Genomic DNA, 16187 nt, shown 5'->3' on the forward strand with positions numbered 1-16187 from the left:
AGCGGATCTTGATGAGCAGCGCCGTGCGGCAGGCCCTTCTGCTTCCATCGCTTTGGCGTGGCCACGTGGCAGCCGGGAGGCCCCGGGTTCTGCCCATTCGACCCGCGAGAAGGAGCCGCCGAGTTGACTCGCCTCCAGTCGGGACGTAAGACTGGGGGTATCGAAGTAAAAACGTCGCACCGTTTCTGGCCAGGTGCGACGAGCACAGGCGGGACTAGGCGAACCGTTACTTCTTCATCACTGAAGGAGAACGGATGTCCATTTCGCAGCCCGCACGCTCGCAATCCCTCAAGCCTCACTGGCTGGCCTTGAGCGGCCTTTCCGCGGTGTTCTTGTACGGGATGCTCGATAACTCGATCCTCACCATCGCCCTGCCGACGATCGGTCGACAGCTGCATGCATCGGCAACGGGACTCCAGTGGATCACCAGCGCCTATGCACTCACTTTCGGCGGCCTCATGCTCTCCATCGGAGCGGTCTCGGATCGATTCGGTCGCCGTCGCATCATGTGCATCGGACTCATCGTATTGGCGCTCGTGAGTCTGCTGGTCGCCTTCGTACGGACTCCCGGTGAGCTCATCGCGGTGCGTGCTCTCACCGGCATGGCGGCCGCGATGACGACCCCCGGCACGATGGCCCTGGCCTTCCGGCTCTTCGACGACGACAGGCTGCGCATCCGCGCCATCTCCGTCATCACAGCCGTGGGGCTGGTGGGCCTCGCCGCCGGCCCGGTCGCGGGCGGCCTGCTGCTGGCGGTGCTGCCATGGCAGGGGCTGCTGTTGATCAATGTGCCGATCGCGATCCTCGCCTTCCTCGGCATCCGAGCGGGGATCGCACCCGACCGCGCTGAGGATCTCCACCGTGTCCCGATCGACGTCGCCGGCGCATCCCTCGGCACCCTGACCATCGTGCTTGCGCTCGTCACGCCCACACTGCTCGTGCACTCCGGTGTCGCCTCGCCCTGGCCCTGGACAGCCGCCGCAGCAGCAGCCGTCTCAGCCGGGACCCTCGTACTGCGCGAACGCCGCACCGCGCACCCGCTCCTGGACGCAAGGCTCCTCTCGCAGCCACTCGTGTCCGGAGGGCTCGCGTACAAGGCGGCCACCGGGCTCGCCATCGCCGGGCTCGGCTACGTCATCACCGTGCAATTGCAGCTCGACTGGGGATGGTCACCGGCCCTGGCATCGCTGGGGATGCTGCCACAGGTGGCCACCCTTCTGCTGGTTGGTCTCGTCGTGGAGAGGTTCGTCGATCGGGTCGGCATCCACGCAGCCGCATGGTTGGGATCGCTCAGCGTGGTGGCAGGAATGGTGGTCTACGTGACCCTCGGCCTGCACGCCTATCTCTGGGTCGCACTCACACTCGTCCTCGTCTCGGGCGGGCTGCGTGTGGTCGGCCTCGTTGCTGGCCTCAATGTCATGAAGGGTGCCCCGGGGAACCGCACGTCCATTGCTGCAGCGATGGTGGACACCACCGACGAGATCACCTCTGCCGTCAGCACGGCGATAGTCGGCACCGTCATCGCGGCACTGTTCGTCGGGGACTTCGCCGACGGCCACTGGACTTCGAGCCAGGCGGCGCAGTTCGAGACCGGCGCGACGCGAAGCGTCTCCATCCTCGCCCTCGTCGCTGTGCTCCTCATCACCTGGGCGTTCCGGCGGACTCACCGCGCATCACCGGGCACGACGTAGCGCGCTGGGCGGCGATGAAGTGTCACCCCGCAGGGCTGAAGGCCGCCGCCAAACGCGAGGCCAGCGCGGAGCCGTTCGCATGCCACGAGCCGAGCGTCACCGTGCTGGGCACTGCGCCCCCCGTTGCGCTGTCCACTGCGTGATTCGGGCACGCGCGCTGTTCGATGAGACCAGCTGTTCGATGAGACCAGCCCCATCGGGCGGAGGGAGGTGGCTTTCGCACGAGGGTCAGGCCGCACCGGGCTCCATGGGCCCCACCATGATCAGCTTCACTGACTCGTCGGCGCAGGCGGTGAACTCGTCACTCGGCGCATAGAGCGCGGCTGTCTGCTCCGGTGGATAGACGCGCAGGCCGTCGGCGGCAACCGGGGAACAGGTGTCCGCCGGGAAATTCTCGGCCCGGGCGATCCGCAGCTTGGAGTGGGAGGACTGCCCCGGACTCAGGGTCACCGTCTGCAGCGAGGCAAGGTCGACCCGCAGGCCGGCCGCCCCCAGCTGAGTGCCGTTCCCGTAGCCCACGAACGAGACCCCTGGGTATCCGCGCACAGTGCAGGTGGCCGAGCTGCTGTTGGTGAGCACCAGATAGGGGAACAGACTGCCGGCACCCGCGCCCTCGCCTGGGGTCAGCGAGACGTCCAGATCGTGGGTGGAACAGGCCACCGCCTCGGCCTGGCCGCTCGAAGATCCTCCTGTCGGCGCCGAGCTCGCCGGCGGGCTGGGCTGGGAGGGCGACGCGGCGCCGGGCGCCGTCTGGCCGCCGGCGGGAACAGAGACCGTGGACGCCGGACTCTGCGCCGAACCGGACGACGCCGGACTCTGCGCCGAACCGGACGACACCGGGCTCTGCGCCGAACCGGACGACACCGGGCTCCCCACGGCCGCCGGTGGTGTGGCGGAGCTTTTCTCGCTGCCCCCGCAGCCCGAGAGCGTCAGGCCGAGGGCCCCAGCGAGAGCCATGGCCACCAGCGGACGAGCGTTGTGCATTCGCGCCTTCATATCGCAAGGCTATGACTACGCGGGCCATCTGGTCGGGCTTGGAAACGCTGGATTGGTGCCGAGCCGCAGCACCCGCGCCGGCGCACCGGGTGATCGGAGCCTCTTGATCCTCACCGGCCGGTCTGTCGGCGCACCTGCCTAGGATGAGTTCCACTTCGGGTGGGGGGAATGACATGCGTTTCGTGGCAAGCGCCGACTGGCAACTGGGCATGACGGCGCATTATCTCGACGACGACGCGAGACCCCGCTTCCAACGCGCGCGATTGGACGCGGTCCGCCGGCTGGGGGAGCTGGCGACCGAACGTGATGCCGAGTTCGTCGTGGTCTGCGGCGATGTCTTCGAGTCCAACCAGCTCGACCGCGCCATTGTGGCGCAGACCTTCGAGGTGCTGCGGGGCTTCTCGGTTCCCGTCGTTCTGTTGCCCGGAAACCACGATGCGCTCGACGCCGCATCGATCTACGACTCACCGGCCTTCGCCACATCACCCAGGCAGGTGCATGTGCTGCGGGACTCCCATGTCTTCGAGGTGGTGCCCGGCGCGCAGCTCGTCGGCGCACCGTGGTTCTCCAAGAGCCCGCAGACCGATCTCGTGGCACAGGCCTGCGCGCCCCTGGGCCCCACTCCCCCGGGTATCGTGCGGGTGCTCGTCGGCCACGGGGCGGTGAGCACTCTGAACCCGGATCGCGAGGCGCCTGACACCATCGATGTGGCCGGGCTGCGGGCAGCGCTCGACGCCGGGCGGGCAGATGTCGTGGTGCTCGGCGATCGTCACTCCACCATCGAGGTCGACGAACGCGTCTGGTATTGCGGCACTCCGGAAGTGACGGCCCGACGCGAGGTCGACCCCGGCAATGCCCTGGTGATCGATGTCGACCCCGACACCCGCGCGCTCTCGGTCGAGAAGGTGCACATCGGGAGATGGGCCTTCCTCACTGTCGAGGAGACGCTCGCCAGCCGCGCCGACGTGGATGAGCTGGCCGCACGACTCGACCGGATTGCCTCGAAGGACACCACCGCCGTATGGCTGGCGCTGTCGGGCACGCTGGACACTGCCGCGAAGGCACATCTCGATGATCTCGTCGACCGGGCCGGTGACCTGTTCGCCAAGCTCGACTACTGGCGCCGCGAGATGCATCTGGCCGTCCTGCCGGACGAGAACGACTTTGCCGATCTGGAGCTGAGCGGCTTCGCACGCGAGGCCCTCGACGAGCTCGTCAGCACCGCGACATCGCCGGGACCGCAAGCCGGGCACGCCCAGGATGCGCTGGGCCTGCTCTATCGCTTCGCCGGAGGTGAGGCATGAGGCTGAGAAGAATCGTCTTGCGCAACTTCCGCGGCGTCGCGCAATCGCAGGTGGAGTTCGGGGACACCGTCACAGTCGTCCAGGGCCCCAACGAGGTGGGGAAATCATCGATCGCCGAAGCGCTGCGCCTCATCAGGTCCGAGAAGGACAGCTCTCAGAAGGGATGCGTGCGATCGGCTCAGCCGGTCGGCACCGATGTCGGGCCCGAGGTCGAGATCGAGCTTCGCAGCGGCGGCTTCGACATGACCTACCGCAAGCGCTGGTTGCGTTCCCGGCTCACGGAACTGCGGATCCGGGCACCGAAACCCGAGCAGCTGACCGGGGAGCAGGCCCACGCCCGCTTCCGCGAGATCCTCGAGCACACCGTCGATCTGCAGTTGCTCGAAGCCCTCGACATCGTCCAGGGCAGCTCGCTCGATCAGCCCAAGCTCGCTGCCGTGAACGCACTGCACCGGGCTCTCGACGATTCCGAGCCGGATGGCGGCAGTCAGGACGCCCTCATGGCGCGCATCGAAGCCGAGTACGCCAAGTACTTCACCAGAACCGGGAAGAAAACGGGCCGGCTCAAGGAACTCGATGCCGAGGTGGCGACGCTGGAAGCGCGAGTCGCAGAACTGGAATCCCAAAGCACCGAGATGGATGAGTTCACGGCCGAGTTCGCCGACAGGCAGTCCGAACGCAGGCGCCTGGAGCAGGAGCTGACCGCCGCGACAGATGAGTGGAGGGCCGCACGTCAGGCCGCTGAGCAGGTGAACGCGCTGCGCGAACGCGGCGAGGCCGCACGTCAAGAACGCAACGCCGCGCAGGAGCGGCTGACACTGGTGCGGCAAGCCGACGACAACCGCACCGGGCAGATCAATGAGCTGTCGAAGCGGACCCGGGATGCCGAGACGGGCAAGACCCGATCCGAGCAGTGCAGGGGCGCCCTGGAGCAGGCCGAGACGCGGCTCAAGGGGGCACAGGAGACCGCAACGGCACTGGATGCCACACGCCGGCAGGCCCATCTGGCTGCCGTCGACGCCCAGTCGGCCCTCGATGTGCGCATCGCCCGCACCGAACGCGACCGGCTCGCCGCTCAGCTGGAACACGCCCGGACAGCCGAGCGTCGCCGCCTCGAGGCAGCGGCTCAACTGAAGAACCTCACGATCGACGACGAACAGGTCAGCGAACTCGCCGCGCTGGAGACAGCGCTCGTGGTGGCGCGCCGCTCGCGCGATGCGGCGGCCGCCCATGTGAGCGTCCGTTCGCTCGGCGAGCACCCGATCACCGTGGACGGCGCGGTGCTGCCAGCCGGTGCCGAGCACCGCTGTGCGGTGCTCTCACAGGTGCATATCGAGGTGCCCGATGTGGTGAGCATCGATGTGAGCCCGGGAACCCCGCCGGCCGAGCTCGACCGAGAACTGGCTGAGGCCAGCGCCGCTGTGGACACCGCACTGGCTGCGCTCGAGGTGACATCGGTCGGGCAGGCGCGCGAGCTCGCCGGGCGCCGCCGCACGGCGAAGGCCACGCTCGACCAGGCGCAGGCCAGCTTGGCTGCCCTGCTGGGCAGCCGCGGACTGGGCGAGGTCGAGGAACAGCTCGCCGAGGTGACCGCCCGGATCGAGCAATCCGCCGCAGCCCCTGGGGACGATGCCCCGGTGAATTCGCTGCGCGAGGCTGCCGAACAGGCGCGCAACGCGGAAGAGGACCTCGGCGCTCAGTGGGATCTGGCTACCACGCAGGTAGCCAGATACCGCCAAGAGGCCGAACATGCCCGGGAGGTGTTCGTCCATGCCAGCGCCGAGTTCGACGCGGCGGTGCGTGAACTCGACGTGTCACGTCAGCTGCTCGCACAGGCCCGCGAGACGGCGAGCGACGGCTCGCTCCGCGAGGCCGTGGAGCAGGCCGAGATCGCCCTTCGCGCGGCCGAGCAGGCGCTCCGGGACGCCGATTCCGAGCTCATCCAGGCCGATCCGGACCAGGTGGCGATGACGCTGGCCAACTGCGAGGAGCTCGTCGCGAGCAGGAAGGACAGGCTCAGCGCTACTGCCACCAGGCTCACCGAGCTGCAGGCACTCATCGATGACCGGGCGAAAGCCGGAATCTACGACGAGCTATCCCGGGCGAAGGCCGCCCAGGAGGCCGCCGCCGCGAGCCAGAATCGTCTGCAGCGGGCGGCCGACGCGGTGGCGCTGCTGCGCGACACGATGGTGAGACATCGAGTGGCCGTGCAGCGCAGATATGTCGCGCCTTTCCGCGACCATCTGGAAAGGCTGGGCAAGGTCGTGTTCGGCGCGGACTTCCAGGTGGAGATCTCGCCCGAACTCACCGTGCAATCACGCACTCTTCACGGGGCGACGGTGCCCTTTGGCTCGCTGTCGGCCGGAGCGCGGGAACAGATAGCGCTGCTGGGGCGCCTGGCCAGCGCACAGCTCGTCGACTCCGGCGAAGGCGCCCCGGTGATCCTCGACGACAGCCTCGGTTACGCCGACCCGGTTCGGCTGCGCCGGCTCAACATCGTGCTCAACGATGTCGGGCACTCGGCGCAAGTGATCATCCTCACCTGCCAGCCCGACCGCTTCGGTTCGATCGGCGGAGCGAAGGTCGTCCAGCTCGACCCAGCATCGGGCGGCGCGCCGGGCCGGGCCTTGGTCCAGGGCCGAGACGGAGCCCTGGACCAAGGCGGCGCGGATCAGTGAGTCCGCTGTCGGGGCATCACCGGCAGCTCGCCGTCGCTGAGAATGCGGCGGACCTCGGACGGGCTCGTGGCGGTGAGCAACTGGTCCAGATTCATCGGATCGGCGAGGACGCCGGCAAGCGCGGAGACGATGACGAGGTCGGCATGCTCATCGGTGGCCGCCACCCCTATGACCAGTCGCACCGGGTCGTAGCGGTAGTGGCCGAAACGGACCGGCTCGGCGAGCCGGACAAGGCTCAGACCGGTGTCGTGAACGGCCGCGCAGGGCAGGGCATGCGCCAGCGCGATGCCCGGTGCGACAACGATGTACGGCCCATGCTTCTCGACCTCCTGGATCATCGCGCGCGTGTAGGCGCGATCTGCCACGCCGCTGGCCTCGAGACCGCGGCCAGCGAGCTGGATCGCCTCGTGCCAGTCATCGGCATAGACGTCCAGGGCAATAGCTGAATCAGGCATGACCATTGAAAGGAACATCGGATTACCCCCACTTCATCGTGGAACATCGTCGGACGCCATATCGTCCGGCCGATCGTCTGTGAAACCAGGTACAGGATATTCCGCACCGAACGATCTCGGCAAGTTCCATGACGCCAGCCATGAATGCCTGGCGACATGCTCCAGAGGTGGAAGGCGCCGTTCGAGATCCCTGAACCCCAGGAGTCTCCCCTTGTGGAAGCCGCATTCGATGCCTCTGGACGTGAGTCGCGCCAATTTAGGAGAAACTCCCCTTTCGAAAAGATCAGGCGCTCTCAAGAGTTCTTACAGAAAATCCTCAACCGGCCGATCGATTCTCCGGCGGATCGCCGCAGTCATTCCATGATCAGTGTGCGCCGACCACGCCCAGAACTCCCTGCCGGTGGCCGCGGCCCGGGCCAGTGGCCTCCTCGGTCACGATCGCTGCTGTCGTGGCAGGATCGGCAGGTGCCCTGCACAGCTGCAGGAGTCGATGAGCCGAAGGAGGACAGCAGATGAGCGGCGCGTTCACACCGATGCACGGCCCTACCAGGGTCGACCCCGAGGACCGGCGGCAGCTCGACGAGTCGCCCGTGAGACTGCGCGCCGTCCTCGCCCTGTTCTCAGGGCACCGGCTGCGGATGGGCGCGGTGGCAGCCATCATCGTCGTGGCCTCCCTGGTCTCACTGGCGCAGCCCTTCCTGCTGCGCGAGGTCATCGACCAGGCCCTGCCCCACCACAACACCGCGCTGCTGGTGAAACTGGTGGCGGGCATGATCCTCATCGCTGTCGTCTCGGGAGTGCTGGGCGTCTGGCAGACCTGGCTGGCGGCTGTGACGGGCGAGCACGTCACTCATGAGCTGCGCACCCGGGTATTCGCGCACCTGCAACGCCAGTCGATCGCCTTCTACAAGAAGACCCGGGGCGGCGAGATCCAGTCGCGGCTGCTGCAGGACGTTGCCGGCCTGCAGGCGGTGATCACCACGACAGCGACGTCGATCGCCTCGAACCTCACTGCCACAGTGGCCACCGCCGTAGCGATGATCGCCCTCAACTGGCGCCTGTCGCTCATCTCGCTCGTCGTTCTCCCGCCCGCCTCGCTGCTCACCCGGCAGGTGGCGCTGGTGCGCCGTGAGGTGATGGAGCGCAGGCAGCGCACGCTGGCCGACCTGCACACTCAGGTGGACGATGCCCTGAGCATCAATGGCGCCCTGCTCGCCAAGACCCTGGGCAGCGAAGCCCAGACGCTCGAACAGTTCACTCGGACATCGAGCACCCTCATCGACCTCGACGTGCGGGCCCAGCTCGCCGGGCGCTGGCGGATGGCCGTCATGAGCATCATCTTCGCCGCGATTCCCGCGCTGCTCTACCTCACCGCGGGTTTCCCGGGCTTGTGGGGCGACATCAGCATCGGTACTCTCATCGCCTTCGCGAGCCTTCAGACCTCGATCTTCCGGCCCATCCAGGGACTCCTCAACACCGGCGCCCAGTGGGTCTCGTCGATGGCCCTGCTCAGCCGGATCTTCGGCTACCTGGACCTGCCCGTCGAGGTGGCCGAACCGGTCCATCCGGTTCCGGTGGATCCGCGCGAGGTGAAGGGCCTCGTGCGCCTGGACCACGTTTCCTACCGCTTTGCGGACGGAACCCAGGATGCCCTGCGCGACATCGACCTGACCATCGAGCCCGGGCACTGGCTGGCGGTGGTAGGAGAGACCGGCTCGGGCAAGTCCACGCTGGCCTCGCTGCTGGTACGGCTGGCCGACCCGACCCGCGGCACGGTGAGCATCGACGGAGTCGATCTGCGCCGGATCACGAGCCGGGACCGTTCCCGGATCGTCGGGATGGTCACCCAGGAGACCTATCTTGCGCACGCCAGCATCGAGGAGAATCTTCGCCGGGCAGCGCCCGGGGCCAGCCGGGCGGACCTGCTGCGGGTGCTGGAGATCGCCCAGCTCGATGCGCTGATCGCGGCCCTGCCCCAGGGCTTGCAGACCACCGTCGGGGCCCGCGGCCACCGCTTCAGCGGCGGGGAACGCCAGCGGCTGGCGATTGCCCGGACGCTGCTCGTCAATCCGCCGGTGCTCATCCTGGACGAGGCAACCTCCGCTCTGGACACCGAGACCGAGCGTGAACTGCAAACGGCCCTGAACCGGCTCATGGTGGGGCGCACGACGCTCACCATTGCCCACCGGCTCAGCACGATCCGCGATGCCGACGAGATCGTCGTGCTCGACCACGGCCGGATCGTCGAGCGGGGCCGCCACAGCGAACTGCTGGCTGCCGGCGGACGCTACGCCCAGATGGCCCGGTGAGCCGGGCCGGCCCAGATGGCCCGGTGAGCCGGGCCGGCCCAGATGGCCCGGTGAGCCGGGCCGGCACGTGGACACCGGGGCACATCTGCCAGGGCGCAGCCCCGGGCGCACAGCGGATCTGAGGGCCCGGAGCTGTGCGGGGCAACTCATCGCGAGCACCTGTGCCGCGCACAGGCGCGCCACAATGACGATTTCTAGCCTGCAGAGAGCTCGAGACGAACGCACTGGGCACCACCGTGGTGCCGGCCCCCTGTCAAGACGTCCCGCAGCCGAAAGGGACGAGACAACGATGCGAGATCATGCGCAGCGCGGGCAGGTGCGTTCGGCCCATCTCCTGGGCGAGGTCTTGATGCTGTGTGCCACGGTCTGCTGCGCCAGCTTCGCGCCCAATTCGGCGTCGCCGGCGTCGGCCACGACGAATCTGAGCTCGGCGGTGAATGCGAGCATCGACTCGGCAGCGCGCCAAGGAATCACCCAGTACGTTTCCATCGTCGACCGCAGCACCGGCAAGGTCGTGTTCGCCACCCCCAACGCATCCACCCAGGTGGCCAGCGAGTCAATCGTCAAGCTCTACATCGCGGTCTGGTGGTTGCACCAGACCGGCGGGGATGCTAGCGCCGTCTCGTGCGGCGACATCGGATACATGATTCGCGAGTCCGATGACGACATCGCCACGGCATGCTGGCGTCCTGACATCTTGTCCGACGTGTCCAGCTGGTATGGGCTGAGTGCCTCCAACAACGATCCGGTGACGTGGACCTACTGGGGCGCGGCGCACATCAGCGCGTCCGATGTGGCGAGATTGCTGAACAGCGCCGCGAACGATCCCCTGGTCGGCAGCTGGCTCATCAACCAGATGGCGCAGACCACCTCGCTGGGCGCCGATGGCTACGACCAGGACTTCGGCTTCAGGGCAGTGAGCGGCGCTGCGAGCAAGCAGGGTTGGGACAATGACGGCTACTGGCTGCCCCAGACCGGCATGATCCACTCGGCCGGCTATGTGGGCAATTTTGCGGCGGTGATCCTGCAGATGGGCGATCTGTCGAGCCAGGAAGATGCGATGCACGCCACTGCCACGAACACCGCCCAGGCCATCGCTGCCAATGCGCATCCCACCCAGGGGGCGATCGGCGCCGCCTACCAGCAGTTCGGCGGGCTGACCAGCGAGCTCGGCTATCCCACCTCGGACCAGGCCGCGAGTACGGGCGGTGGGACCACCCAGAGCTTCCAGCACGGGGCCATGTACTGGACCGCGGCGACCGGCGCCCATGCCCTGCTCGACCCGATTCGCAGCTACTGGATGAAGGCCGGTGGCCCGAGCGCTGCGCTCGGCTATCCGAACAGTCCGCAGACCTGTGACCTGCCTGCGGGTGGCTGCTGGCAGAGCTTCGTCGGCGGGATTCTCGTCGTGACGGGCCAGAATGTCGTCGAGATAGCTGGTCCGCTCGCCAGCCAGTGGACCGGCCAGCGCGAGGTGTTGGGCGCGCCGGTCGGTGCGGCAGTGAGCGGGGCTGTCGAGGATGGTCATCGCACCATCAGCCAGGACTTCGCGGGCGGTGTCCTGCATGCCTCGGTTCTCGCACCGGCCCCCGCACCGGCCCATCTCGGTTTCTGGGCCAGCGTGCGCAAGGGTATCGGAAAGGTCCTCGACGGCATCCGGGCCAGGCTGTGAAGGCTCGGCGCGGCTGAGCTTCCCCACGAGCCACCTGCAACCGGCCTCGTACGCGCCGCCGAGCACCGGTGTCGGCAGCGACCCGCGCCGCCCGAGGAGCTATCCGGCGGTTCCCACGATGCGCTGCCCGTTCGGCTCCGCCACGGGGGCAAGGCGGTGGAGCAGCAGGGTGAGCAGGACCACGCGCTCGGCCAGCGAGGCGATCTCGACGTGCTCGCCGGGAGCATGGGCCCCGCCGCCACGCGGGCCCATGCCGTCCAGGGTGGGCACCCCCATCGCCCCGGTGGTGTTCGTGTCACCGGCACCTGCGGCGGGGCGTCCGGTGATCCGCAGGCCCGCCTGGCGGGCCGCATCCTCGGCCACGGCGAGCAGGGCCCGGTCCCCGTCGTGAGGCTGCCAGGCCGGGCGCGCGCTGAGCACCTCGACGTCCAGGGTGGCGCCGGATCGGAAGGGGCGCAGCGCATCCAGCAGCGCCATGGCCTGGGCCTGGACCTCGGCACCCCCGAACCGCAGACCGATGAGCGCGTGCGCCCTCCCGGGAATGACATTGCTGCGCCCACCACCGCCCAGCGCACCGACATTGCTGAGCACCTGGCCGGGATACTTCCCGGCGATCTGCTCCATCCCGCGTCGAAACGCCACAAGCTGGTCGACCAGTTCATCGATGGCCGAGATGCCGCCGGCGGGGTCGAGGGCCGCATGGGATTCACGCCCGACGACGCCGAGGCGAACCCGGGTAGAGCCCAGCCGGCCCACCTTGAGGGCACCGTCGGGATGGGGCGATTCGAAGCCGATCACCGCGCGCGCCCGCTCGCAGACGCGGCGGACGAGCTGGGTGGACGAGGCCGAGCCCACCTCCTCGTCAGCGGTGATGAGCACCCGCAGCGGGGGATGAGCCAGGCTGAGACGACGAAGCACCCGGACCGCGTCGTGCATGACCACCAGGCCCGACTTCATGTCGTAGGCTCCAGGGCCCTGGAGCTGCCCCCCTGCCACCACCAGCGGTAGCTCGGCATCGATGGTGCCGTGCGGCCAGACCGTATCGCTATGGCCCAGCAGCACGATCGGCGCGCCACCGGGGTGGCCGGATTCCGCGATGTCGACCAGAAGGTGGCTACCGCCCTCGTTGACCTCCACCCGCGTCGAGCCGTAAGGCCGCCATGCGGACGCCAGCTCGTCGGCGATCGTGGCACTGGCCGCGCGGTCCTGGCTCGGCGTCTCCGAGCGGACAAGATCGGTCAGCTCGCAGACCAATTGCGAGGGGTCAACCATCTCCCGGACACGCCGGGCAAGATCGCTCGTCATATTCCACCTCCCTGCCTCTTACGTATCGTATCCCTCGTGTTACGAACGTGTATCTCACATGGACAGTCATCAGTGGCTGGGGATACGACTCGTATAGTCCGATTCATGAATGCGACGCAGACGCTGCGGGTGGCCGAGGTGACAAGCGCCTCGAGCCTTGCAGGAGCATCGGAGCTGTACCGGAGGGTCTTCGGCTATACGAAGCCGGAAGCGACGCTGAATCCCCGCCTGCTCCTGGCGATGGCGGCAAATGGCGGCTGCATGGTGGGGGCCTGGGACGATGACGAGACCATGGTCGGCTTCGGCTACGGCTTCACCGGCTGTTCGCAAGACCAGACCTATTTCTACTCCCAGGCCGTTGTCGTGAGCGACGGATTGCAGGGCACCGGAGTGGGGCGACGACTCAAGTACGAGCAGCGCCGACTCGCGCTCGCGAAGGGCCTGCACCACATGCGCTGGGCCTACAACCCGATCCTGGCCCGCAATGCGCATTTCAATCTGGCTGTGATCGGTGCGGTGGGCCGCTGGTTCGCGCCCAACTGCTATGGCGATGGCGAGTCGCGCCTCATCGTCGACTGGGACCTCGATGCCCCCTCGCCGGCGCACCCGGTGCAGGGCTGGCAGCGGTGCTATCCGGCCGACGAGTGGGGCTGGGCCGACCGTCGCGGCGATATCGCCCAGGTGCCCCTGCCCGCCGAACGCAGCCTCGCCGACGATGTCACGGTTCGGCGACTCGACGAATCCCTCGCCAGCCTCATGAGTGACGGTATGGTGGCGCGAAACTGCCGCCGCCAGGATGAGCGGACGGCCGTCTATGTCTTCGAGAGGTGTCCGCGGTGACCGTCACGAGCCCATCACGTCACGCAGCCAATCGGGCGCTGAGAACTCCCGGTGCCCGCTATCGAGCGCGCATCGAGACCACCTCGGCAGCAACCCTGCAGTCGCGGTTGATCGCCTCGGAGGTGAGCAATCTCACCGAGGCCTTCGACCGGCTCGCTGCAGATGGCAGCGTCTGCCGGGCCGCGGCGCTCACCGTGAAGGCCCGCCGCCGTTTCGTCATCGGCTCGGGCAAGAGCCACGCCTACGCCACCCTGCTCGCTGCCGATCTGTCCACTGCAGTTGCTCAGGTGAACCTCGTGGACGACTCCAGCACGAGCCTGCTCGACCTGCTCAGCGATGTGCGCGAATCCGATGTCCTGGTCGCCTTCTCCTTCCGCCGCTACCGCCGGTCCACAGTTGCTGCCGCGCGGGAGTTCACCGCCGCCGGTGGCACCGTCGTGGCGGTCACCGACGACGAAGCCGCTCCGCTCGCCGAGCATGCCCGCGAGCTGGTCGTCGTGGCGACCGATTCCGCGTCCTATGCCGATTCGCCCACCGCGGTGGCGGCAACCAGCCATGTGCTCGCCACCTTGACCACAGCCAGCGCCAAGGGCGCCCGCCGGCGGTTCGCCGACCGGGACCGTATCAGCGAGGACCTCGGCCTCTACCTCGACGACGCCGGGCCCTCACCGGTACAGGATCAGTCATGAGGGTCGTGCAAGCCACCCTGCACGTGGTCCGCCTGCCCCTGGTGCACCGGTTCCAGACCAGCTCTCATGCGAAGAATCATCTGGATCACATCCTCGTGGAGATTCGTGACGAGTCGGGTGCCACCGGCTGGGGCGAGATCGCCTCGGCCACACAGCCCTACTACGGGCCCGAGACCGTCGGGACAGCCCAGCTCATCGCCCAGCATTTCCTCCTCCCGGCGCTGCTCGGGGCACGCTGGGAACACCCTCGCCAGGCCGACGCGCTGTGGGCGAAGGTGCGCGGAAACAACTTCGCCAAGTCCGGCATCGATATGGCCTGCTGGGCGTTGTACGCCACCATGACTGGCCAGCCGCTCGCCCAGGCGCTGGGAGGAACCCGCACGAGAGCGGCCAGCGGCGTCTCGCTGGGCATCGAGGCGAGCATCGACCAGCTGGTCGACCAGGTCGGAGCCCAGATTGCCGCCGGCTACCATCGCGTCAAGCTGAAGATCGCTCCCGGCTGGGATGTGGAGCCCGTGAAGGCAGTGCGGGCGGCGTTCCCGCACGAAGATCTCCACGTGGACGCCAACGGCGCCTACCGGCCCGACGAGACCTCGTTCGCCGTCATGCACGCGCTGGACGCACACCATCTCACGATGATCGAGCAGCCCTTCGCCCCCCGCGACTTCGTCTCTCATGCCCGCCTGCAGGCCCAGCTCGAGACCCCGGTGTGTCTCGACGAGACTGTCGCCGAGCTGGCCGATCTCGACACGATGATCGCGCTTCAGGCGGGGCGGATACTCAACATCAAGCTGTCGCGGATGGGTGGCCTCACCACCGCCCTGGCAGCTCACGACCGCGCCGCCAAGGCGGGTATCCCCGTATGGTGCGGCGGGATGCACGAATTCGGCATCGGCCGCGCCGCCAATGTGGCGCTGTCGTCCTTGCCGGGTTTCACATTGCCCTCGGATGTCTCGGGCTCGGACAAGTACTATGCGCGAGATGTCGTCGTACCGCCGGTGCGCACCACTGACGGATTCGTCACCATTCCCACCACTCCCGGCCTTGGGTTCGATGTCGACACCGACTGGATCGCCCGAAATACCCTGGCCACCTTCACGACGAAAGAATGAGCATGCCGATCTGCATCATCGTCTCCCCCGTTCAGGAATCCGCCGACGAAGCCATCGAGGGCCGGCTTCACCTCGTGGATTCGCACGATCCCCAGGTACCGGTCACCGACCTGGGAGTCACCCGCGGCGACGGCATCTTCGAGGTGATCGGTGTCGTCCACGGACGCCCGCTGGCGCTCGATGCCCACCTTAGGCGGCTGGCCAATTCGGCGGCGATGCTCGACCTGCCCGCCCTTGAGCTGGAGGCGATTCGTGCCGCGGTGCTCAAGACCATCGATCTGGACGAGCACCGCGAGGAGTTGTCGGTGAAGATCGTCGTGACCCGGGGGGTGGAGGGCACCGGCGTGCCGATCTGCTGGGTGCTGTCCTTCCAGACCGACGACCACCGCGCGGAGCGGGCCGAGGGAATCAAGGTGGTCTTGCTGAGCAGGGGATATCCCCACGACATCGCCGCCCGGGCCCCCTGGCTCCTCACCGGCGCCAAGACGCTCTCCTATGCGATCAACAAGGCGGCATTGCGTGAGGCCGCCCGCCGCGGCGCCGATGACGTGATCTTCACGAGCACGGACGGCTATGTGCTCGAGGGTCCCAGTGCCAGTCTCATCATGAAGTTCGGCCAGCGCATCTGGACGCCGTCCACCGCCCAGGGCATTCTGCGCGGGACCACCCAGGGCGCCGCCTTCGAGGTGTTCGGGCGACTCGGATTCGCCACCGCGGAGGTACTCGTGGGAGTGGATCAGCTGGCGGCCGCAGACGCAATGTGGCTGGCATCGTCGACTCGCCTGCTCGCCCCGGTGCGGCTTCTCGACGAGCACGATGTGCCGGTCGACCACGATCTCACGGATACCGTGAACGCGGCACTGCTCGACACCGCACGCTGACCCGGGCGTCCGATCCGCCCTGCCCGTCGCTTTGTGGGGTGCCCTTCGGCCAGCGCGACAGCGGGCACGCCCACCGTCCCATGACGGGCAGTTGCGTTGTCCGGCGCGCGGACACTACCGTGTAGGCATCGTTGCCGCACAGTGCAGCTGTGCCACCCGAATCCGGGTGGCCGAAGGGAAACCGGACATGAGCACGCTCAACGCTCGCCACAACATTCCAGCAGTCGGCGCTCGCGCCTCGCTGTGTTGTCGCGC

12 protein-coding genes are annotated in these 16187 nt (G+C 67.9%); 9 read left to right on the plus strand and 3 right to left on the minus strand.

Features of this window, described 5'->3' with window-relative positions; genetic code table 11:
* The first annotated feature begins 254 nt into the window (after positions 1 to 254).
* Positions 255 to 1691 (plus strand): MFS transporter, encoded by a 1437-nt coding sequence (locus BMX93_RS09840; protein ID WP_091970558.1) that lies wholly within the window; start codon positions 255 to 257, stop codon positions 1689 to 1691.
* 228 nt (positions 1692 to 1919) lie between these two features.
* Here the strand turns inward: BMX93_RS09840 and BMX93_RS09845 are convergent, their stop codons facing one another.
* Positions 1920 to 2687, minus strand: coding sequence for a DUF4232 domain-containing protein (locus tag BMX93_RS09845; protein WP_091970560.1), 768 nt, complete (start codon positions 2685 to 2687; stop codon positions 1920 to 1922).
* Positions 2688 to 2860: 173 nt separating this feature from the next.
* Here BMX93_RS09845 and BMX93_RS09850 point away from each other — a divergent pair, with 173 nt between their 5' ends.
* Both BMX93_RS09850 and BMX93_RS09855 read left to right on the plus strand, forming a co-directional pair.
* Positions 2861 to 3991, plus strand: a complete 1131-nt coding sequence (locus BMX93_RS09850) for a metallophosphoesterase family protein (protein WP_091970562.1) — start codon at positions 2861 to 2863, stop codon at positions 3989 to 3991.
* Entirely contained in the window at positions 3988 to 6669 is a 2682-nt protein-coding gene (locus BMX93_RS09855) for an AAA family ATPase (protein ID WP_091970564.1), read from the plus strand. Before BMX93_RS09850 ends, BMX93_RS09855 begins: the two co-directional genes overlap by 4 nt.
* On the opposite strand, the gene BMX93_RS09860 is transcribed toward BMX93_RS09855, so the two are convergent.
* Positions 6663 to 7124: a PTS sugar transporter subunit IIA gene (locus tag BMX93_RS09860; protein ID WP_177170173.1), complete on the minus strand. Its 462-nt coding sequence runs from the start codon at positions 7122 to 7124 to the stop codon at positions 6663 to 6665. The two genes, BMX93_RS09855 and BMX93_RS09860, sit on opposite strands and share 7 nt — an antisense overlap.
* Before the next feature lie 512 nt (positions 7125 to 7636).
* Here BMX93_RS09860 and BMX93_RS09865 point away from each other — a divergent pair.
* On the plus strand, positions 7637 to 9433 hold the full coding sequence (locus BMX93_RS09865; protein ID WP_091970568.1) for an ABC transporter ATP-binding protein: 1797 nt from the start codon (positions 7637 to 7639) through the stop codon (positions 9431 to 9433).
* 289 nt (positions 9434 to 9722) lie between these two features.
* Complete coding sequence (locus BMX93_RS09870) at positions 9723 to 11105, plus strand: LGFP repeat-containing protein (RefSeq protein ID WP_177170174.1); 1383 nt, start codon at positions 9723 to 9725, stop codon at positions 11103 to 11105.
* A 99-nt stretch (positions 11106 to 11204) separates the two neighbouring features.
* Here BMX93_RS09870 and BMX93_RS09875 read toward each other — a convergent pair whose 3' ends face one another.
* Positions 11205 to 12410, minus strand: a complete 1206-nt coding sequence (locus tag BMX93_RS09875) for a M20/M25/M40 family metallo-hydrolase (RefSeq protein WP_091970572.1) — start codon at positions 12408 to 12410, stop codon at positions 11205 to 11207.
* Between the two features lie 105 nt (positions 12411 to 12515).
* Here BMX93_RS09875 and BMX93_RS09880 point away from each other — a divergent pair, with 105 nt between their 5' ends.
* From BMX93_RS09880 to BMX93_RS09895, 4 genes are read left to right on the plus strand one after another with little or no spacing between them, the layout of a single operon-like run.
* Positions 12516 to 13250 (plus strand): hypothetical protein, encoded by a 735-nt coding sequence (locus BMX93_RS09880; RefSeq protein WP_091970574.1) that lies wholly within the window; start codon positions 12516 to 12518, stop codon positions 13248 to 13250.
* Positions 13247 to 13939, plus strand: a complete 693-nt coding sequence (locus BMX93_RS09885) for a MurR/RpiR family transcriptional regulator (RefSeq protein ID WP_091970619.1) — start codon at positions 13247 to 13249, stop codon at positions 13937 to 13939. The genes BMX93_RS09880 and BMX93_RS09885 overlap by 4 nt, the downstream gene beginning before the upstream one ends.
* Complete coding sequence (gene menC / locus BMX93_RS09890) at positions 13936 to 15051, plus strand: o-succinylbenzoate synthase (protein WP_091970577.1); 1116 nt, start codon at positions 13936 to 13938, stop codon at positions 15049 to 15051. Before BMX93_RS09885 ends, menC begins: the two co-directional genes overlap by 4 nt.
* Before the next feature lie 2 nt (positions 15052 to 15053).
* Positions 15054 to 15932: an aminodeoxychorismate lyase gene (locus tag BMX93_RS09895; RefSeq protein WP_091970579.1), complete on the plus strand. Its 879-nt coding sequence runs from the start codon at positions 15054 to 15056 to the stop codon at positions 15930 to 15932.
* Positions 15933 to 16187: the final 255 nt, after the last annotated feature.

This window comes from Propionibacterium cyclohexanicum (genome assembly GCF_900111365.1).
GTDB classification, from domain to species: domain Bacteria; phylum Actinomycetota; class Actinomycetes; order Propionibacteriales; family Propionibacteriaceae; genus Propionibacterium; species Propionibacterium cyclohexanicum.

What these genes read in the sequence shown, in the direction of transcription:
- BMX93_RS09840 (WP_091970558.1), top strand. Translation starts at nt 255, where the DNA reads ATGTCCATTTCGCAGCCCGCACGCTCGCAATCCCTCAAGCCTCACTGG.
- BMX93_RS09845 (WP_091970560.1), bottom strand. Translation starts at nt 2,687, where the DNA reads ATGAAGGCGCGAATGCACAACGCTCGTCCGCTGGTGGCCATGGCTCTC.
- BMX93_RS09850 (WP_091970562.1), top strand. Translation starts at nt 2,861, where the DNA reads ATGCGTTTCGTGGCAAGCGCCGACTGGCAACTGGGCATGACGGCGCAT.
- BMX93_RS09855 (WP_091970564.1), top strand. Translation starts at nt 3,988, where the DNA reads ATGAGGCTGAGAAGAATCGTCTTGCGCAACTTCCGCGGCGTCGCGCAA.
- BMX93_RS09860 (WP_177170173.1), bottom strand. Translation starts at nt 7,124, where the DNA reads ATGCCTGATTCAGCTATTGCCCTGGACGTCTATGCCGATGACTGGCAC.
- BMX93_RS09865 (WP_091970568.1), top strand. Translation starts at nt 7,637, where the DNA reads ATGAGCGGCGCGTTCACACCGATGCACGGCCCTACCAGGGTCGACCCC.
- BMX93_RS09870 (WP_177170174.1), top strand. Translation starts at nt 9,723, where the DNA reads ATGCGAGATCATGCGCAGCGCGGGCAGGTGCGTTCGGCCCATCTCCTG.
- BMX93_RS09875 (WP_091970572.1), bottom strand. Translation starts at nt 12,410, where the DNA reads ATGACGAGCGATCTTGCCCGGCGTGTCCGGGAGATGGTTGACCCCTCG.
- BMX93_RS09880 (WP_091970574.1), top strand. Translation starts at nt 12,516, where the DNA reads ATGAATGCGACGCAGACGCTGCGGGTGGCCGAGGTGACAAGCGCCTCG.
- menC (WP_091970577.1), top strand. Translation starts at nt 13,936, where the DNA reads ATGAGGGTCGTGCAAGCCACCCTGCACGTGGTCCGCCTGCCCCTGGTG.
- BMX93_RS09895 (WP_091970579.1), top strand. Translation starts at nt 15,054, where the DNA reads ATGCCGATCTGCATCATCGTCTCCCCCGTTCAGGAATCCGCCGACGAA.